This is a genomic window from Micromonospora sp. CPCC 206061 (genome assembly GCF_036906915.1).
Classification (GTDB): Bacteria; Actinomycetota; Actinomycetes; order Mycobacteriales; family Micromonosporaceae; genus Phytohabitans.
The window spans coordinates 19,345-38,290 of record NZ_JBAKHX010000056.1; the positions used below are offsets into that span (position 1 = coordinate 19,345).

Annotated in this window: 18 protein-coding genes and 2 pseudogenes; 14 read left to right on the top strand and 6 right to left on the bottom strand. The window is 69.7% G+C overall.

From position 1 onward, the window contains the following. Positions 1 to 48: 48 nt before the first annotated feature. Positions 49 to 696 (bottom strand): choice-of-anchor M domain-containing protein, encoded by a 648-nt coding sequence (locus V6V89_RS28830; RefSeq protein ID WP_334622615.1) that lies wholly within the window; start codon positions 694 to 696, stop codon positions 49 to 51. 5 nt (positions 697 to 701) lie between these two features. Beyond that, positions 702 to 1,358, bottom strand: coding sequence for a choice-of-anchor M domain-containing protein (locus V6V89_RS28835; RefSeq protein ID WP_334622616.1), 657 nt, complete (start codon positions 1,356 to 1,358; stop codon positions 702 to 704). Between the two features lie 267 nt (positions 1,359 to 1,625). Between V6V89_RS28835 and V6V89_RS28840 the strand changes: the two genes are divergently transcribed. The 9 genes from V6V89_RS28840 (at position 1,626) to V6V89_RS28880 (ending at position 10,315) form a co-directional block, all read left to right on the top strand. Then, entirely contained in the window at positions 1,626 to 3,563 is a 1,938-nt protein-coding gene (locus V6V89_RS28840; protein ID WP_334622617.1) for a TIGR03773 family transporter-associated surface protein, read from the top strand. 140 nt (positions 3,564 to 3,703) lie between these two features. Further along, positions 3,704 to 4,084: a hypothetical protein gene (locus V6V89_RS28845; protein WP_334622618.1), complete on the top strand. Its 381-nt coding sequence runs from the start codon at positions 3,704 to 3,706 to the stop codon at positions 4,082 to 4,084. 14 nt (positions 4,085 to 4,098) lie between these two features. Next, positions 4,099 to 5,640 carry an anchored repeat ABC transporter, substrate-binding protein gene (locus V6V89_RS28850; RefSeq protein ID WP_334622619.1) on the top strand — a complete coding sequence of 514 codons (1,542 nt, stop codon included), beginning with the start codon at positions 4,099 to 4,101 and terminating at the stop codon, positions 5,638 to 5,640. Continuing rightward, entirely contained in the window at positions 5,637 to 6,566 is a 930-nt protein-coding gene (locus V6V89_RS28855) for a choice-of-anchor M domain-containing protein (protein WP_334622620.1), read from the top strand. Before V6V89_RS28850 ends, V6V89_RS28855 begins: the two co-directional genes overlap by 4 nt. Continuing rightward, on the top strand, positions 6,563 to 7,324 hold the full coding sequence (locus V6V89_RS28860; protein WP_334622621.1) for an anchored repeat-type ABC transporter ATP-binding subunit: 762 nt from the start codon (positions 6,563 to 6,565) through the stop codon (positions 7,322 to 7,324). Before V6V89_RS28855 ends, V6V89_RS28860 begins: the two co-directional genes overlap by 4 nt. Position 7,325: 1 nt before the next feature. Continuing rightward, positions 7,326 to 8,171 carry an anchored repeat-type ABC transporter permease subunit gene (locus V6V89_RS28865; RefSeq protein ID WP_334622622.1) on the top strand — a complete coding sequence of 282 codons (846 nt, stop codon included), beginning with the start codon at positions 7,326 to 7,328 and terminating at the stop codon, positions 8,169 to 8,171. Positions 8,172 to 8,322: 151 nt separating this feature from the next. Further along, positions 8,323 to 8,736, top strand: a complete 414-nt coding sequence (locus V6V89_RS28870; RefSeq protein WP_334622624.1) for an iron chelate uptake ABC transporter family permease subunit — start codon at positions 8,323 to 8,325, stop codon at positions 8,734 to 8,736. After that, entirely contained in the window at positions 8,733 to 9,533 is an 801-nt protein-coding gene (locus V6V89_RS28875) for an ABC transporter ATP-binding protein (RefSeq protein ID WP_334622625.1), read from the top strand. Before V6V89_RS28870 ends, V6V89_RS28875 begins: the two co-directional genes overlap by 4 nt. Continuing rightward, positions 9,530 to 10,315 (top strand): ATP-binding cassette domain-containing protein, encoded by a 786-nt coding sequence (locus tag V6V89_RS28880; protein ID WP_334622626.1) that lies wholly within the window; start codon positions 9,530 to 9,532, stop codon positions 10,313 to 10,315. The genes V6V89_RS28875 and V6V89_RS28880 overlap by 4 nt, the downstream gene beginning before the upstream one ends. On the opposite strand, the gene V6V89_RS28885 is transcribed toward V6V89_RS28880, so the two are convergent. Next, on the bottom strand, positions 10,266 to 12,227 hold the full coding sequence (locus tag V6V89_RS28885) for a heavy metal translocating P-type ATPase (RefSeq protein WP_442935238.1): 1,962 nt from the start codon (positions 12,225 to 12,227) through the stop codon (positions 10,266 to 10,268). The two genes, V6V89_RS28880 and V6V89_RS28885, sit on opposite strands and share 50 nt — an antisense overlap. A gap of 66 nt (positions 12,228 to 12,293) precedes the next feature. On the opposite strand from V6V89_RS28885, the gene V6V89_RS28890 reads away from it, so the two are divergent. The 3 genes and pseudogenes from V6V89_RS28890 (at position 12,294) to V6V89_RS28900 (ending at position 13,444) form a co-directional block, all read left to right on the top strand. After that, positions 12,294 to 12,680, top strand: a complete 387-nt coding sequence (locus V6V89_RS28890) for an ArsR/SmtB family transcription factor (protein ID WP_334622627.1) — start codon at positions 12,294 to 12,296, stop codon at positions 12,678 to 12,680. Positions 12,681 to 12,838: 158 nt separating this feature from the next. Then, positions 12,839 to 13,142: pseudogene (locus tag V6V89_RS28895) on the top strand (ArsR/SmtB family transcription factor). Next, on the top strand, positions 13,139 to 13,444 hold the full coding sequence (locus tag V6V89_RS28900) for a hypothetical protein (RefSeq protein WP_334622628.1): 306 nt from the start codon (positions 13,139 to 13,141) through the stop codon (positions 13,442 to 13,444). Before V6V89_RS28895 ends, V6V89_RS28900 begins: the two are co-directional and overlap by 4 nt. A 298-nt stretch (positions 13,445 to 13,742) precedes the next feature. Here the strand turns inward: V6V89_RS28900 and V6V89_RS28905 are convergent, their stop codons facing one another. Together V6V89_RS28905 and V6V89_RS28910 are read right to left on the bottom strand one after the other, a co-directional pair. Further along, a complete protein-coding gene (locus tag V6V89_RS28905) occupies positions 13,743 to 14,012 on the bottom strand; it encodes a GlsB/YeaQ/YmgE family stress response membrane protein (protein ID WP_334622629.1) in 270 nt (89 codons plus the stop codon). A 207-nt stretch (positions 14,013 to 14,219) separates the two neighbouring features. Then, positions 14,220 to 15,068 (bottom strand): class I SAM-dependent methyltransferase, encoded by an 849-nt coding sequence (locus tag V6V89_RS28910; RefSeq protein ID WP_334622649.1) that lies wholly within the window; start codon positions 15,066 to 15,068, stop codon positions 14,220 to 14,222. A gap of 296 nt (positions 15,069 to 15,364) precedes the next feature. On the opposite strand from V6V89_RS28910, the gene V6V89_RS28915 reads away from it, so the two are divergent. Then, entirely contained in the window at positions 15,365 to 15,913 is a 549-nt protein-coding gene (locus V6V89_RS28915; protein ID WP_334622630.1) for a SigE family RNA polymerase sigma factor, read from the top strand. 36 nt (positions 15,914 to 15,949) lie between these two features. Here the strand turns inward: V6V89_RS28915 and V6V89_RS28920 are convergent. Next, positions 15,950 to 16,161 (bottom strand): annotated as a pseudogene (locus V6V89_RS28920) (ABC transporter ATP-binding protein); the annotation flags it as partial. 94 nt (positions 16,162 to 16,255) lie between these two features. Here V6V89_RS28920 and rph point away from each other — a divergent pair. After that, a complete protein-coding gene (gene rph / locus V6V89_RS28925; RefSeq protein ID WP_334622631.1) occupies positions 16,256 to 18,853 on the top strand; it encodes a rifamycin-inactivating phosphotransferase in 2,598 nt (865 codons plus the stop codon). Positions 18,854 to 18,946 lie beyond the last annotated feature (93 nt).

Consider the following 18,946-nt stretch of genomic DNA (forward strand, 5'->3'; position numbering starts at 1 on the left):
TGCCGGTCCCTGGCCGGCAGCCTGGGCCGGCCAGGGAACCGGATTCACTTAGCCGACGGTGAAGTTGTAGACCACGTTGCCGGAGGAGGCGCCGCCGGTGACGGTGGCCTTGAAGGTGATCTGGTAGTTGCCCGGGGTGGAGAAGGCCCAGTTGGCGTGCCCATGTGGGGTGCTGCCGATGGAGAACGAGGATTTCGCGCATCCGCTGGCGGAGCTGCTGCTCAGCACGACCGAGGGGGCGGCCGGTAGGCCGGTCATGTTGTAGAGGGTGACGTGGCCAGGCCCGGAGACGCTGACCAGCTCGATGGTGACCGGGCGGTTGGCGGTGGACACGTCTTCGGTGTTCCAGCCGGGCCAGACCCGGGTGTCCCCTGAGGGAACCGAGGCGGGCGCCACATAGACGGTCGAGTTCAGGGCTCCGACGCACGGCCAGGATCCGGTGCTGCTCGCCACGACCAGGTCGTAGGCGGTCAGCGGGTGGAGCCGGATGCTGTTGGCGGCGGGGGAGACGTCGTCGTTGGCCGGGCTGTACGTCCTCATGTCCAGCGTGACGGTGCCGCCGCTGTAGTCGACGTCGAGCACGTCGATGTGTCCGGTGTCGTAGGTCGCCGCCAGTGCTGGCGAGGCGGTGACTCCGACGATGGCGGCCGTGGCGACCGCCGCAGCGGCCAGGAGCCGGCTGGTGAGTTTCAACATGGGTGTCAGCTCCCGACCTTGAACTTCAGCCAGACCGCGTCGGAGGTGATCGTGGTGGTGCTGCCGGCCAGCACGCCGGTCACGTCGACCTTGACGAAGTAGTACCCGGGCTTCTCGAAGGCCCAGTTCTGGTGCATGTGGGTGCCGACCGGGAGGGTGACGGTGTCTGGCAGGCCGTCTTCGCTGTCGACGAGCACGTTCGGGTTACCGGTGGGGTCGGTGGTGAACAGACTCACCCCGTCCGGGCCGATGACCTTCTTGAACCGGATGGAGATGGTGTCGCCGGCGAACACGCCGGGCTCCAGTTCCTCGGTGGCCAGGCCCGGGAAGAGCAGGGCCTCGTTCTCGACCTCGGGCAGGACGTAGACGGTGGCGCCGGGGGTGCCGAGGAACGCGTACCTGGTGTCGGCGGGGACGGTGACGGCCGACTCGGGCTTGGCCCAGAAGAGCACGTCGGCGGGGTCGCGCTCGACGTCCGGCTCGACCGTCTCGTCGTGGACGGCGATCTCGAACTCCCCGTCTTCGTAGGCCACGTCGACGATATCGACGTGGCCCTGGGACAGCACCACCAGCGATCCTGCCTGGGCGGGAGCCGACCAGGCCAGCAGCGCGGCGGTGACGGCCGCGGTCGCGGTGGTGAGTAACGGGACTCTCAGACGCATGCAGATCCTCCTGGCTTCTATGGACCGAGGTGCTAGACCGAAACGATAACGATTTTCATTAGACTGTCAAGGTGGCTGTCTGGTAGCAGGCGGTAGTGGCTGTCGACGTGCGCTGTCCAATGTGGTCGCATGTCGTCGACGCCCGCAATAGGGAGTAAATACGGCATATCGGCTGTCGCGGCACCCCGTTGGCCAATGGGGTGACTAGACAAGGCGCGTCTAGCTAACGATAATCATGTTCAAATCGAGCCCTCTGGGAGCAGGTTGATGCGCGACACGACAAGACCGCGATGGCTCGCGGGCGTACTCGGGATGCTGGCCCTGCTGGCAGCGGTGCCAGTGGTGACCGCCGGGTCCGCGGGGGCGGCGCCGCCGGCGAGCCGGCAGCGGGTGGTCTTGAACGACGTGCACGCCGACGTGATCCACGTCGAGTACGCCGACGGCGCGCTGCGGCTGCGGGCGCGGGCCGGGGAGGTGCCGTATGACGTCTACGACCCGCGAGATGTGCTGTTCCAGCTCAAGGACGCCGACCAGGTCTCCCGATACCCGGTGCCTGACGTGCCGGAGTACGCGTTCCTCGGCAGCCCGGGCGATCCGGTCTGGATCGCGCCGCAGACCGAGATCGACGAACTGCTGTTCGCCGGCTGGGACACCGAGTCCATCCTGCCCGGGATCCTAGCGGGCGACACCGTCGAACTGAGCCTTGTGGACGTTGCCGGGCCGGGCCGGGTAGAGCTGTTCGAAAACAACCCAGCCGGCGGGCCGGTGCGCATGTTCAGCGGCACCGACCCGCAGTTTCGCACCTTGAACCAGTCAGTTTCCGAGCACCGGCACGCCAACTGGGCGTTCGGCGCCCTGGGGCGCTACGAGCTGACCTTCGAAGTGCGGGCGACCGCGGCGGACGGCACCGTCCTGGCACCAGCGCGGGCCACCTACACCTGGTACGTGGGCGGCACGCAGGCCAGCGACGTTGCGCCCGAGGCGACCCGGACGGCGTTGTCGGTCAGCCCGGACAATCCATCCGTGGGCGACGCGGTCACGCTGTCGGCCACCGTGTCACCGGCCTCGGCCACCGGCTGGATCGAGTTCTTCGACGGGACGGTCTCGCTCGGCTTCGGCGCGGTCTCCGCTGGGCAGGCGACGCTCTCCACCTCGGCGCTGGCTGGCGGTTCTCACACGCTCACCGCGCGGTACACCCCGACATATGCCAACGACCACCAGGCGTCCACGTCCGCGCCGGTAACGGTCGTCGTGTCCGGGACGGGCACCCCGTCGTCCTCACCGTCCGTGTCACCGACATCAACCCCATCGGGTACGCCGAGCGCCAGCCCGACACCACCTCCGACGTCGACGCCCACCCCGACCGGCTCGGCCCCATCGACGTCGCAAGTCGCCGCCACAACCGTCAGCCCGTCGCCGTCCTGCACCCCGGTCACCAGGACGTCCACCAGCACGGGTACGACAACCGCGGCGGTCCTCGCCCAGGGGCACGTGGACTACGCGGCCCGGCTCAGCGGCGGCCAACTGGTCTCGCAGGTCAAGGACGGCACCGTGGCTGGCAAGACGACCTGGCGCGACCCATCGGACGTCGTGTTGCACCTCAAGCCGGCCGGTGCCACCACGGTCCCCGCCGGAAACTTCGGCTTCCTCGGCCCCGCTGGCTCGAAGATCTGGCAGATCCCGCAGACCCAGAACTCCAGCATGCTGTGGCTGGGCTGGAATACCGAGGAGATCACGTCGTCCCAGCTTCGCGGTGCCTCGCTGACCTGGTCCCTGGACAAAGTCGAGGGACCAGGCAAGCTCGTGATCTACCTGTTCGAGACGTTCGGCCAGCCCCGGGTCGTGTTCGACAGCGGCAACGGGCTGCCCGACCGATACACCGTGGCGACCGGTACGCACGCGCACGGCAACTGGGCCTTCACCAAGGAAGGCGCGTACAAGCTCACCTTCACCCAGCGGGCAACCCTCGCAAATGGACGGTTGGTGAGCGACACCGCCACGGTCACGTTCGCGGTGGGCAGCACAGATCCGCAGTCGCTGGCGCGGCGGACCAGCAGCCGCACCTACACCTACAGCGGCACGAGCTGCGGTCCGCTGGCGTTGACCGGCACCTCGCTGGTCGGGCCGGTGGCCCTCGGTGCCGGCCTGCTGGTCGGCGGTGGCCTCCTGGTGGTCCTGACCATCCGCCGGCGAAGGGCGTCATGATCGGTCGCTAGCCGGTAACCCCGCCTTTCTTGTCCACAGTAGATTACCGTCGCAGTGTCCCTGATGGAGTGTGTCAGTTGGGTATTCGCAGTTGGATCGCTCGCCTGTTGGCCGGATTGGTCATTACGGGTGCTGCGCTGGTGAGTATCGCTACGCCGGCGTCCGCGGCGACCAGTCGAACGGAAATGTACGGCGTCAACGGCGCCTACCTCGGGTACGGCTACTGGGCGTCGCGGCCGTACGGCGTCCACGACAACGGATACCTGTACGTGGAAGACAACTACTGTGACGGCAGCAATGGCATCATCGCGGGGCTCTACGTGCACAGGTCCGGACGGTGGACGCTCGTTAATGTCGTCAGCGTCAGGGGCTGCGGCTCGACGAACTACATCGACGTCAAGCGCTACTACGATGGCGGCCCCCGCCAGAACGAAGAGATCCTGTTCAAGGTGTGCAAGCTGCTGCCGGACGGCACCTGGAAGGACTGCAAGAACAAGACCTCGTACAACACCGACTTCTAGGCTGGCTGGCTTTCATGTCGGAATGCCGAGCGCTTGCGGCTGCCTGCCTCGCCGTCATGTTGTCAGGGTGCGCCGCGCCGGTCACGTTTACTGGGTCCGAGGATCGGGTGCAGGTGGTCACGACCACGGGGATCCTCGCGGACCTGGTCCGCAACGTGGGCGGTGACCGGGTGCTGGTCGACTCGATCGTGCCGGACGACGCGGACTCGCACGCGTACGAGCCGACCCTGCGTGACGCGCGCAACGTCGTGTACGCGGACGTGGCTTTTAGCAACTACCTGCTGCTTGAGGCGCAAAGTGTGATCAAGGCGCTGGATGCCAACCTGCGTGACGGCGTGCCGAACGTGTCGTTGGCGGAGGGTGCGTCGAAGTACGCGGCCGAGATTATCCCGCTGGTCGAGGATGTCTCGCTGGATACGATCTGGCTGGGCCTGCGGGTACGGGGCACCGGCGCGCAGTACAAGGCCACCCGCGCCTCGGACGTGCTGCTCACCGCCACCGACGTGACCGGTCCGGGTCACCTGGTGGCGTACCTGACCGAGTCGTTCGGGCAGCCGGAGTTCTATTTCAACTCGTCCGACGGGCTCGGCGACGACACCGCGACTCTGCCGCCCGACGCGCATACCCACATGAGCTGGGCGTTCACCGCCCCGGGCGTGTACCGGTTGGCGGTCGAGGCGCGCCTTGTGGTGTCGGAGCGGTCCACGCCGATCGCGCTGGGTCGGCAGACGTTCACGTTCGCGGTCGGCGTGGACCCGCACTCCGTACCCGGAATGGCCGGTGCGGACGTGCTCGGCGCCGGGCACGCGGACGTCGCGGTCGACATGGACGCCGGCCGCCTCTACCTGTACGCGGATCCGCATGGTGGCGGCGCGGTGCGCCAGGCGGAGTACGACCCGGCCCGCACGGTGATCGAGGTGCCGAACAAGGCGTTGAAGGAGGTGCCGGCCGGCCAGGGCTTCCGGTTCCTCGGACGCGCCGGTGAGCGGGTCTACCAGCTGCCGCAGGCGGTGCTCGGCCGGCACGTGCACGGCGAGATCGACCCGCACCTGTGGCAGGACGTCGGCAACGTCCAGTCCTATGTGGAGCTCATCCGGGACACTTTGATCGGGGTCGACCCGGAGGGCGCCGCCGAGTACCGGCGCAACACCGAGGTCTATCTGGCCGCGCTGACCGAGCTGGACGCCTACGTCGCCGCCACGATCGCCTCGATCCCGCCGGCCCGGCGATACCTGGTTACCACGCACGACGCGTTCGCCTATCTGGCGCACGCCTACGGGATACCGGTCGCCGGGTTCGTCACCCCCAACCCGGCCACCGAGCCGAGCCTGGCCGACCGGGTCAAGCTGACCGAAACCATCCGCAACCTCAACGTGCGAGCCGTCTTCCTGGAACCCAACCTGCGTGCCCGATCGTCCACTTTGGTGCAGATAGCCGAGGAGCGGGACGTCGCCGTGTGTGCCATCTACGGCGACGCCTTCGACGACACCGTCGACACGTACGTGAAGATGATGCGCTTCAACGCCGACTCCCTGAAGGAGTGCCTCACCCGATGAAGACACTGGTGGCTGCCGTGGTGACCGCGGGGCTGGTGGCCACGCCGGCGCCGACACCGGATGGCCTGACCCAGTCGCTGGACCCGAACCAGCGCGAGGCCACCGGCCGCGCCGTGCTGGAGCAGGGGCACGTGGACCTCGGTCCTCGGTACCGGGACGGCAAGTGGACCATCCAGGTGCACGACGGCACCGTAGCGCCCCCGGTGTGGCGGCAACCGTCCGATGTGGTGCTCCGGGTGCGGGACGCAGCCGTCGAGCGGGTGCCGGACGACCCGACGTACGCCTTCCTCGGCCAGCAGCCGGGCACACCGGTCCACGTCGTACCGCAGACACAGAACCCCGAGGTGGTGTGGCTCGGCTGGAACACCCAGGACCCGGGCGTTCTCAGTGGGATCGGTCGCGGCGTGACGATGAACCTGCTCGGCGTGCAAGGCCCCGGCAGCGTGATCGTCTATCTGCAGTCGGGAAACCTGGGCGCGCCCCAGGTGCTGTGGAACTCGACGCTGCCGTACCCGCAGCCGCTGTGGGTTGACACCAACACCCACACGCACGCGAACTGGATCTTCACCAAGCCGGGCGTGTACCTGGTCGCGGTCGAAATTACCGCGGACCTGGCGGCCGGCGGGCAGGTCAGCGGCCGCAGCGTGCTGCGGCTCGCGGTCGGTGACGGCACCAGCGTCGACGAGGCGTTCGCCACCCAGTACACCGCCGGCCTGCCCACCGGCGCGGCCAGCGCCACCCCCACCGCCGTGGCGGCGGCGGACCCGGGCGGCGCCGGTTCCGGCGGCGGCGGTTCGGGCGGCACGCTGCCCGTCGTCATCGGAGTCGCTGCGGTGGCCTTCGCCGGCGTGGTCCTTCTCGTGCTGGCCCGCGGCGCACGGGCCCGGCGGCGGGCCGCGGACGAGCAGCTGGGCGGTTCGGCATGAGCGAAGTCCTCGAGGTCGAGAACGTCAGCGTCGAACTGGGCAAGCGGCTGGTGCTGCGCGACGTGAACCTCACCATCGGCGCTGGCCAGCTCGTTGGACTGGTCGGACCGAACGGCGCCGGCAAGACCACCCTGCTGCGCAGCGTGCTCGGTCTGCTGCGCCTCAAGACCGGCCGCATCCAGGTCGCGGGCGCGCCGGCCAAGCCCGGCGCGTCCCGGGTCGGATACGTGCCGCAACGGCACGAGTTCACCTGGGACTTCCCGATCTCCGTCCAGGATGCGGTGATGACCGGCCGCACCAGGCGCCTGGGCCTGTTCCGCCGGCCCGGCGTGACGGACTGGCGCACGGTCGCCGAGGCGCTCGACCGGGTCCGCCTGGCCGACCTGCGCCGCCGTCCAGTGGGCGAGCTGTCCGGCGGGCAGCGCCAGCGGGTGCTCGTCGCCCGGGCCCTGGCCCTGCGGCCAGACATGCTGCTGCTGGACGAGCCGTTCACCGGACTGGACATGCCGACCCAGGAGCTGCTCGGAGACCTGTTCGCCGAGCTTGGCAAGGAGCACGCGGTCCTGATGGCGACCCACGATCTGGCGGCGGCCATGCACACCTGCGACCGGCTGGCCCTACTGAACCAGACCGTCGTCGCCGCGGGATCGCCGGACCAGTTGCGCGATCCTCGACTGTGGATGGAAACGTTCGGGGTCAGCGAACGCAGCCACCTGTTCGCGGCACTCGGCCTGAGCGCCGAGACAGCGAGGACGTGACATGTCACCGGTCGACTTCATCGCCGACCTGTTCAACCCCGACCTGGCGTTCCTGCCCAAGGCGCTGCTCATCGCGGTCATGTCCGCCATCGTGTGCGGAGTCGTCGGCTGCTACGTGGTCCTGCGGGGGATGGCATTCATCGGCGACGCCGTCGCCCACGCCGTATTCCCCGGCCTCGCGGTCGCGTTCGTACTCTCCGGCAACCTGGTCCTCGGCGGCACCATCGCCGGAGTCATCACCGCCGTACTCGTCGCCATCTTCTCCCAACACCGGCGCCTGAAAGAGGACTCCGTCATCGGAGTGTTCTTCGTCGCCGCGTTCGCCCTCGGCATCGTCATCATCTCCCGCGCACCCGGCTACGCCGGCTCACTGCAACAGTTCCTGTTCGGCTCCATCACCGGCATCCCGGACCGTGACGTGTACATCGTCGCCATCACCGGCCTAGCCCTGCTCATGGCCATGTTCCTGCTGCACAAGGAGTTCGTCACCGTCGCGCTGGACCGGGAGATGGCCCGCGCACTCGGCCTACGCACCTTCTGGCTCGACCTCGCGCTCTACGTGCTCGTCACCCTCGCGGTGGTCATCTCGGTGCAGACCATCGGCAACATCCTCGTCCTGGCCCTGCTGATCACACCGGCCGCGGCGGCCCGGCTGCTGACCGACCGGCTCGCCGCCATGATGCTCATCGCACCGCTCATCGGCGGCGGCTGCGCACTGGTCGGGCTCTACGTCTCCTGGTCGTGGGACCTACCGGTCGGCGGCACCATCGTGCTCACCCTGACCGCCGTCTTCCTGACCGCCTGGGTCCTAGCGCCCCGACACGGACTGCTCGCTCGATACGTCTAGTCCTAGAGCCCGCGATGGCCGTCCATGGCGTTCGCAGACCTTGCCGACCGCGCGGCCCACTGCGGTTTGGCCGGCGTTGATGGGTGTCGTGGGTGGCGCAGTCGATGAGTCGGCATGACTTTGCGCTCCCTGTTGAAAACGGTGCCTGCTGTTGCAGACCGTACTGCGCAACCCGCTCGCCGCGCCCGAACTGACCGGGGTCACCCCCGGAGCGGTGCTCGCCGTGCTGGCCGGCATGCAGCTCGGACTGGTACCCGCGGACTCCCCCGCTGGGGCGCTGCTGGCCGCCCTCGCCGGCGCGCTGGCGTTCGTCGGCCTGGTCGTTCCGCACGTGGCCCGGGCGCTGTTCGGCGGCGATCTGCGCCGGACGCTGCCCGCCGTCGCCCTGCTCGGCGGAACCACCGTCGCGGGCGCCGACGCGGTGGCCCAGGCGGTGACCATGCTGCTGCAGTCTGGCCCCGCGACGCAGCGGCTGGGGGTGCCGGCCGGTGCCGTCACCGCGCTCGCCGGGGCGGCCGCCCTGGTCGTCGTGGCCCGCCGATCCGCCCACGTGGAGCCGACATGACCGTGTACTCCATTGAGGACGTCGCCTTCCGGTACCGCGACCGTCCGGTCCTGGACGCGGTCTCGCTGACCGTCGCGGCGGGCGAATGCGTGGCGCTGGTCGGCCGCAACGGGTGCGGCAAATCCACGCTGCTGCGGCTGCTCGCCGGCGCGGCGCGCCCGGCGGCCGGCCGCGTGCTCCTCCAGGGGCGGGACGCGCACACCCTGCGCCGGCGGGAGATGGCTCGCCAGGTCGCCGTGCTGCACCAGCAGCTGCCGCCGATGCCCGGCATGACGGTACGGCAGCTCGTCGCGCAAGGGCGCTACCCGCACCGGGGGCCGCTGGGCATGCTGTGGCGCCCCGACGACGAGGAGGCCGCCGCCGCGCTCCGGGCCACCGGTGTCGAGGAGCTCGCCGGGCGCGCGGTGGACACGCTCAGCGGCGGGGAGCGGCAGCGGGTACGGCTGGCGCTCGCGCTCGCCCAGCGGACGCCGGTGCTCCTGCTGGATGAGCCCACCACCTTCCTCGACCTCAGGCACCAGCTGGAAGTGCTGTCGCTGGTCCGGGAGCTGCACGCCGCCCGCGGCCTGACCGTCGTGACGGTGCTGCACGAACTGGACCACGCGGCCCGGTTCACCGACCGGATCGTCGCCCTGGCCGGGGGCCGGGTCGCCGCCGACGGGCCACCGGCCGAGGTGCTGATCCCCGCGCTGCTCGCCGACGTGTTCGGCGTCCGGGGCCGCGTGCTGCCCGACGAGCAGACCGGTTCGGTGCGGACCCTCGCCGACGCGCCGATACCGGAGGGTGGGCTTGCGTGATAACCCATCGGAGGCTGATCCGGCTCGGTGGCGCGGTCGCCGGCCCGATCGCGGCCTGCGCGCTGCTCGGGGCTGCCGTCTGCGCGGCGTACGTCGGGCAGGCGCTGCTGCTCGCCGCGGTGTTGTCGGCGATCGCCCGGCGGGACCTCGCCGACGTCCCACCGCTGCTGGCCGCCGCGGTGGGCGTGGTGCTCTGCCGGGCGCTGCTGCTGTGGTGGCGGGAGGTGGCCATCGCGGCGGCGGTCTTCCTGGTGCTGCTGGTCGCGGTGGAGTGCTTCCGGCCGGTACGCGACCTCGCCGCCGCCTGGCACGCCGGCTATCTCGGCGTCACCGCCGTGGACGGGATCGAGGAACTGCTGACCGCGCCGGCCGCGGTGCGATACGCCGGCCAGGTGGCGCGGACCTTCCGCGGCGGCCCGGCGATCACCTTCGACGGCGTCACATACCGGTACCGGGGCCGGCCCGAGCCCGCGATCCGGGACGTCACGCTGCGGCTCGCGCCCGGTGAGACGGTCGTGGTGGTGGGCCGCTCTGGCGCGGGCAAGTCGACTCTCGCCAACCTCCTGCTGCGCCACCTGGAAGAAGTGACGAGCCCGGGACTGGGCGATCCGAACCTCAATCGGAGTGTCTGGATGGGCGCAGCGAGGCCTGCTCGCCGAGCTGACCGCCGCCGGATCCACCGCCACCCTGCGGGAGATGGATGTCGTGGTGACCACGCCCCGGCAGCGACCCTCAGGATGATGCGCGCCAGGCTGAGGCGCGCAGCAGCCGCAGCCCGTTGAGGGCCACGATGATGGTGGAGCCCTCGTGGCCGGCCACGCCCAGGGGGAGCGGGAGGTGGCCGACGATGTCCCAGGTGGCCAGGACGGTGATGAACGTGGCCGCGATGGCCAGGTTGGCGATGACGTAGCGGCGCGCGCGACGGGACAGTCCGATGAGCGCGGGGATGGTGGACAGGTCGTCCCGGACGATGACCGCGTCGGCGGTCTGCAAGGTCAGGTCCGATCCGGACCGCCCCATCGCGATACCGGCGTGCGCGGCGGCCAGGGCGGGAGCGTCGTTGACGCCGTCGCCGACCACGAGCAGTCGCACGCCGTCGGCCTGCAGGGCCTGTACGGCGGCCACCTTGCCCTGCGGCAGCAGGCCGGCGCGGACGTCGCCGATGCCTACCTCGGCGGCCAGCCGCGCCGCCGCCCGTGGGTTGTCGCCGGACAGCAGCACCGGAGGCCGCCCGGTGAGGACCGCGAGGTGGGCGACGGCTTCTGCCGCCGCCGGGCGTACCCGGTCGGTGAGGCCGAGTACGCCGGTTGGGACGCCGTCGATGGCCACCACGACCGCGGTGTGGCCGGTCTTCTCCAGCTCGGCGGCCAGGCGGCGCGCCGGCTCGACCGTGGTGGCGGCCAGGTGGGTGGGGCGGCCGACGGTGACGGCGTGCCCGTCGACGTCGGCCCGCACGCCACGGCCGGGCTGTGAGGCGAAGGCGGTAGCGGTAGGGATGGTCAAGCCAGCCGCGCGAGCGGCGTTCACCACGGCGGCGGCGAGCGGGTGCTCGCTCGGCCGCTCGGCGGCCGCGGCCAACCCCAGGAGTCGGTCGGGATCGGTTACCGGGCCGCCGGGCACCAGCCGCACCGCACTGAGGCGTGGGGTCCCCTCGGTGAGGGTGCCGGTCTTGTCGAACGCCACCAGGCTGGTCTGGGCCAGCCGCTCCATCACCACGGCGGATTTGACCAGCACACCATGTCGGCCGGCGGTGGCGATCGCGGCCAGCAGCGGCGGCATGGTGGCCAGCACGACCGCGCACGGCGACGCGACGATCATGAAGGTCATCGCCCGCAGCAGCGCGTCCGTGAACCCTTCGCCGAAGACGAGCGGTATGGCGAACAGCGCCAGGGTCGCCGCCACCACGCCGACCGAGTAGCGCTGCTCGACCTTCTCGATGAACAGTTGCGTCGGTGCCTTCGTCGCCGAGGCCTGCTCCACCATCGCCACGATCCGGGCCACCACGGTGTCGTTGGGCGCCTTGCCGACGCGTATTCGCAGCGCGCCAGCGCCGTTGAGGGTGCCGGCGTACACCTCGTCGCCGGTGGTCTTGGCCGCCGGTAGCGGCTCGCCGGTGATCGTCGACTGGTCCACGTCGCTGGTCCCGTCGACGACGACGCCGTCGGCGCCGATCCGTTCGCCTGGGCGGATCAGGACGACGTCGCCGACCTCGAGGATGGCGGTGTCGACCCGTTCCTCACCGTCGCCGGTGGTGAGCCGGGTGGCCTGCGGTGGCGCGAGGTCGAGCAGGCTGCGCACCGAGTCGGCGGTGCGGTGGGTGGCGAACGCCTCTAACGCGCCGGAGGTGGCGAAGATGACGATCAGCAGTGCCCCGTCGAACACCTGCCCCACGCTGGCCGCGCCGATCGCCGCCACCACCATCAGCAGGTCCACGTCGAGGGTCTTCTGCCGCAGCGCGCGCAGCCCGGCCAGTCCGGGCTCCCAGCCGCCGGCGGCGTAGCACGCCAGATACAGGGACCACCACATCCAGGTCGGCCCCCCGGCAAGGTGGATCACCCCGCCGACAACAAACAGCACCGTGGCGGCGGTCGCCCACCGCACCTCCGCGAGGGTCCACAACCGGGTACGCCGACCGGGCAGCACCGCGCGAGTCGCGCTCTGTTGGCTCGGGCGGGTCTGGATGTCGGTCAGCACCGTGCCACAATATCTGCGCAGTCATGCAGATACGCAAGCTGATGAGCTGTGAGATATTCTTCGGGCATGCACACGTCGCTGCCCGACTTCCGCATGCCCAACGAGGAGCAGGTGCACCTGGCGGCCGAGGGCTTCCGGCTGCTCGCCGACCCCACGCGGATCAAAATCCTGTGGGCACTGCTGCAAGGGGAGTCATCGGTCGCCTGCCTGGCCGAACTGGTCGGCGCGGCACCGACCGCGGTGAGCCAGCACCTGGCCAAACTCCGCCTGGCCGGGCTCGTGCGAGGCCGACGTGAAGGCACCTTCGTGTACTACTCCGCCGCCGACATCCACGTGCGGCACCTGCTCGACGAGGCGCTTTTCCACGCCGACCACGCCGACCGCGACCTGCCTGACCACCCCAGCGACGACCTGTCCACCCACCGACCGCCGGAGCGCAGCCCAGTCGGCTGAGCTGCGGGCGGGGTTCGCGTCGCCGTTGCCCGGGAACCGCGACAGCAGTACCGCGCGCGGGATCGGCGACGGCCGGCGATGTCCCAGGTGACGAGCCGGGAACGAGAGATCGTCCACTGGCGTTTTGTATGCGCAGCTGCGCATGAGACTATGTGTCTGTGAGTGAGGCGCCGCCGGACCAGTATGAGGAGGTGGGGGGCCTGTTCCGGGTGCTGGCTTCGCCGGTCCGGGTGGCGATCGTGGACCTGCTGGCCGATCGGGAGCGTCTAGTGCACGAGCTGGTGACGGCGACCGGATTGGCGCAGCCGTTGGTGTCGCAGCACCTGAAGGTGTTTGCGGGACGCGCGGCTGGTGCGGCGGGTCCGCAGGGGGAGGGAGATGGTGTACACGCTGGGTGACGCCCATGTGGCGCACATCGTGCGGGACGCCATCACCCACGTACGAGAGGAAGAACGAGGATGACGACCGCGACCGAACACCGCCCGCACGCCGGGCACGAGCACAGCCACACCGACAGCTGCGGGCACGCTACCGTCCCGCACGGTGACCACGTCGACTACCTGCACGACGGCCATGCGCACCACAGCCACGGCGACCACTACGACGAATGCAACCTCGAAGGCGTGCACGTCCAGGCTGAATCGCACGAGCACACCCACGCCGACGGCTGCGGGCACGACACCGTCGCGCACGCCGACCACGTGGACTACCTGCACGACGGGCACCGCCACGCCGTCCACGCGGACCACTTCGACGAGCACTAAAGCGCACGGGTGCGCGATGGATGGGCCACTGACCACCGCCGCGTTCAACGCCGCCCGCATCCTCGACGGCGGGCAACCCGTCGCCGCCGTCGAGGACCCGCGCTGTACGTCTGAGCGCGACGTGGACTACTCGCCACCGCCGGGCTGTTGGCGGCGCTCCTGGCGTGGAGCGTCATCCGGGCCGCTCGGCGGCGCTGCCATCGCGGCAGCCGGCGCCGAGCGCTGGCGGTCACCGCTGGGTGGGTGGCCGGCTGCGCCGCGGCGAGCCGTTCTACGACCCCACGAACCGGGGCGTGGGTCAAGGCCGGCGGCGGCCTCGGGCTCCGGCGACGATGGCCACTCCGACAGCGGCGAAGGCGACCTGCAGGATTAGCTCGATCCAGTCGACGCCGGGGGTCTCTGCGACGTCGAGTACGCCTGCGAGCAGGGTGCCCAGGATGGCGGCGACGACGCCGATGAGCATGGTCAGCCAGATCGGGATGTCTTGTTTGCCGGGTACGACGAGCCTGCCGAGTGCGCCGATGATCAGGCCGATGATGATGGCGGTGATGATGCCGGTGACTTCCATGTTGCTGCTCCTGTCCCGCTCGTCGGTGGGTGCGGTGTTCGGTTGTTCCCTGCTGGCGTGTGCCGGCAAACGTGGGGACCGAGCGGTGGGCGGCTTGTCATGAAATCGTCACACGGGTGACTCGTCACAGGTGGCTGTTGCGGCGGGTATCTGAAGGCCGCAGTGACCTCGCCTGCCGCGCCGGTGACACCGTGGGTTGCGGCAAGTTCAGGGGCGGCGTGCGGTGGTGAGGCGGATGGTGGTGGTCCAGCCGAGGGTGCCGTCCTCGGATCGCAGCCGCTCGGCGACCAGGCCGGTGAGCGCGGCGCGGGCGTCGTCGCGGTCCTGCGCCGGGATGCTCTCCATCATGCCGCGCATGCCGGCCGACCAGAGCCAGTCCCAGAACTGCTCGGGTCGCGCGAACACGGTGCGGTGCGCCTTCTCGGTAAACCGCACGCCACTGAATCCGCCGCCGGTCAACAGCTCCACAATGGACTCCCGGGTGCGCAGCCGTGCATCCGGCGGGGGCGGCGAGCCGGGGACCGGCTCGGGTGGCGGTGGCAGGTAGGGCCGCAGCGCCTGCCCGAAGTGGCCGAACCACTCCTTGTCGGCGTCGGACACCTCGGTGAACGTGCTGAGCACGAGCCGCCCGCCTGGACGGAGCAGCCGGGCGTACGCCTGTACCGCCGCTGGCGCGTCCGGGAGGAAGAAGAGCATCAGGCCGGCGAGTACGGCGTCGAAGGACGCGTCCGGGAAGTCGGGGGCTTCGGCGTCGCCGACCTGTACGTGTAGGTGGGCCAGGCCGCGTCGCCGTGCCTCGGCGGCGGTGGCCTCGACCATGCCCGGGGCCAGGTCGATGCCGATCGCGGCGCCGGACGGGCCGACCGCCTCGGCTGCGGGGAACAAGCTCGCGCCGCGGCCGCAGCCGACGTCGAGTATCCGTTCGCCGGGCCGCAGGCCGGCGTGCGCGGCCAGGGCGGCGCCGAGCGGCTCGAAGAACGCCACCCCGGTCTGCTCGTACATCGGCGCCGCGCGGTCGAAGACGCCAGCGATCCGCTGTTTGTCCGCTTCCGCCATGGTCACCACCGCAGCCTACCAGGCTAATGAAAACGGTTCCCATGCCAGATTCGCCCCGTCGGCGACCTCTGATCTCAGGTGGCCGAGCAGGTCGTCGGCAGTGGGGCCATCGTCCTGTCTCCACTGCGCACCAGGCGTGAGCTGCCAGTTCTGTCCGAGTACATGGACCCGACAGCGCCCTCATAGGTTCTTCACAGCTTCTTCGTAGGGACGGGACGGCGGTCGGCGACCATCAACGTCGGCGCGACCCCACCGCCGGTACTGACCGTCAATGTTCGTGGAAGGGAAGAGTCGGGATGCGCGGTGACGCAACACGCGAGGTCGACGCGGATACCCAGGACTACGTCGACTACGTGTCGACGCGGCTTGAGCGTTGGCACCGTGCGGCGTTCCTGCTGTGCGGCGACCGGCACCGCGCCGACGATCTGGTGCAAACGACGATGACCAAGCTATACGTGCACTGGGCGCGGGCCCGAGCCGCGGACAAGATTGACGGCTACGTGCACCGCATGCTGGTGCGGGCGTTCCTCGACGAGCGGCGGCTGGCTTGGTCGAAGGTTTGGCTGATGCCGGCCACGCCCGAGCCGGATACGGCAAGCGACAGCGCCTTGGAGGACCGTGACCTGGTGGTGCGCGCACTGGAGGAGCTGCCGAAGGGGCAGCGGACGGTGTTGGTCATGCGGTTTCTGTGTGACATGCCGGTCGAGCAGGTCGCGGCCGCGATGCGGTGCTCCACTGGAAACGTGAAGGCTCAGACGTTCCGCGGACTCGCGGCGCTGCGGGAACGGCTGGGGGATGAGTTCGCCGGGGCGATGGCCGGCAGGGCGAGGGGCGTTGCCGCGTAGGCGAGCTGACGGACGGCGGGATGTATGCCTGCTCCAAAGGCTGATGGACTCGCGTACGTCGGCGGCCTGCGTCGCGACATCGAAGCCGTTGACTCGGGCCGTTCGAGCCGAGCAGGGCGAAGATGCTGCCCCGCGCCATGTCGAGGTCCACGCCGCACAGCACACGCAGCTGCTTGTACGACTTCTCCAGGCCCCCGTGCGTGGATCGCGGGCCGCTGGACCTGATTGGTTGCTGGCGGGATGCTCATGACAGCCAGCATGGAGGGTTGACGCAGCGTCAGGGTCAAGTCCGCCGGTGGGGATTTCAATGCGACGGAGCAAGGCTGCCTCGGAGGTGTCGCGATGATCACGCAGTACGTGTTGGATCTTCAAGAGGCTGGCGAGACGCAGGTCGCGGTCGTTGGCGGCAAGGGCGCGCACCTGGGGGAGTTATCGCGGATCGAAGGCATCCGTGTGCCGGCCGGCTTTTGCGTGACGACGGACGCCTTCGGGCGGATCATGACCGAAGCGCCGTCGATCGACGATCAACTGGATCGGCTGTCGCGCCTGAGCCCGGATGACCGGGAGGCGATCCGCGCGCTCAGCGCGGAGATCCGCCAGACGCTCGAAGGCGTGGCAATCCCCGACGATCTGACGGCGGCGGTCGCCGACGCGCTCGCACGGCTCGGCGAGCAAGCGGCCTACGCCGTGCGATCCAGCGCGACGGCAGAGGACCTGCCGACGGCGTCCTTCGCGGGCCAGCAGGACACATACCTGAACGTCGTGGGCCCGGCGGCGATCCTCCAGCACGTCAGCCGGTGTTGGGCGTCGCTGTTCACCGAGCGGGCCGTGACCTACCGCCTGCGGAACGGCTTCGACCATCGAAAGGTCCACATGGCCGTGGTCGTGCAGCGGATGGTCTTCCCGGAGGCGGCCGGCATCCTGTTCACGGCCGACCCCGTCACGGGCAATCGGAAGGTCGCCGCCGTGGACGCCAGCTTCGGCCTCGGCGAGGCATTGGTCTCCGGCCTGGTGAACCCGGACGTCTTCAAGGTGCGCGACGGCGAAGTCGTCGCCAAGGCGGTCGCCGCCAAGCAGCTCGCCATCCACGCCCTTCCGGCGGGCGGGACGCAGACACTGGCGATCGACCGGCAGCGGCAGGAGCAGCCGGCGCTGACGGATGCGCAGGTCGTGCGGCTCGTGCAGCTCGGGCGGCGGATCGAGGTGCACTTCGGCCGACCGCAGGACATCGAATGGTGCTTGGTCGATGACGGCTTCCAGATCGTGCAGAGCCGGCCAATCACCACGCTGTTCCCCATCCCCGAGACCGGCGACCAGGAGAATCACGTCTACCTCTCTGTCGGCCACCAGCAGATGATGACCGACCCCATGAAGCCGCTGGGGCTGTCCATGTGGCAGCTGACGGCCATGGCGCCGATGCAGGAGGCCGGCGGGCGGTTGTTCGTCGACGTCACCCGGCGCCTGGCCTCGCCGGCAAGCCGCGCCGGCCTCCTGGATGTGGTGGGGAGGGGCGATCCGCTGACCAGGGACGCGCTGGAAACCGTCCTCGACCGCGGCGACTTCATCCCGACGCTCCCGGACGAGGGTCGCGGCGGGCCGCCGGTCGGCGGCGGGCCAGCCCCGATCGAGACCGATCCGGCCATCGTCACCGAGCTGATCGAGCGCAGCCAGGCGTCCATCGCCGGCCTCCGGCGCGACATCCGGACGAAGACCGGACCGGCGATGTTCGACTTCCTGCTGGAGGCCCTCCAGGAGCACAAGCGAGTTCTCGGTGATCCGCTGAACTTTCAGGCGATCATGGCAGGGATGGATGCCACCTGGTGGCTCAACGACCACTTGCAGGAATGGCTGGGCGAGAAGAACGCGGCCGACACACTCACGCTGTCTGCCCCCAACAACGTCACGTCAGAGATGGGACTGGCGCTGCTCGACGTCGCGGATGTGATCCGTCCGAATCCGGAGGTGGTGGCGTTTCTGCAGGGCGTCGAGGACGAGGGTTACCTGGACGAGCTGCCGAAGCTCGCAGGCGGGACCGAAGCGCGCGCCGCCATCGAGGCCTACCTCGACCGGTACGGCATGCGTTGCGTCGGCGAGATCGACATCACGAGGCCGCGCTGGAGCGAACGCCCCACCACGCTCGTGCCCCTGATCCTGGACAACATCAAGCTCTTCGAGCCGGGCGCCGCCGAGCGCCGCTTCGAGCAGGGGCGGCAGGAGGCGGAGAAGAAGGAACGGGACGTGCTGTCACGCTTGCGGGCCCTGCCGGACGGGGAGCAGAAGGCAGACGAGGCCAAGGGGATGATCGACCGGGTCCGGACCTTCATCGGCTACCGGGAGTACCCGAAGTACGACATCGTCAGCCGCTACTTCGTCTACAAGCAGGCCCTGCTGGCGGAGGCCGAGCGCCTCGTACACGCCAACGTGCTCGCCGAGAAGGAGGACATCTTCTACCTCACATTCCAGGAACTCCACGACGTCGCGCGCACCAACCAGTTGGACGACCAGCTCATCCAGCAGCGCAAGGACGCGTTCCGGTCGTACCAGGCGCTCACGCCGCCCCGGGTGCTCACGTCTGACGGCGAGGCCCTGACCGGGGCATACCGGCGTGACGACGTGCCAGCCGGTGCCCTGATCGGCTTACCGGTTTCCGCCGGAACCATCGAGGGCAGGGCCCGCGTCATCCTTGACATGGCGGAGGCCGATCTCGAAGCGGGCGACATCCTCGTCACGGCCTACACCGACCCAAGCTGGTCACCCCTGTTCGTCGCGATCACGGGCCTGGTGACGGAGGTGGGCGGCCTGATGACCCATGGCGCGGTGATCGCCCGGGAGTACGGCTTGCCGGCCGTCGTTGGTGTGGTGGACGCGACTCGGCTGATCTCCGATGGGCAGCGGATCCGCGTACACGGAACCGAGGGGTACATCGAAATCCTCCCGTGACTGGAGATGTAGGGGGTTGCGAGGCCTCCGTGCCTGGTTGACTTGTCGCAAGGCTTGACGCAACATGTTGAGACAAGCTTTGAGACATCGGAG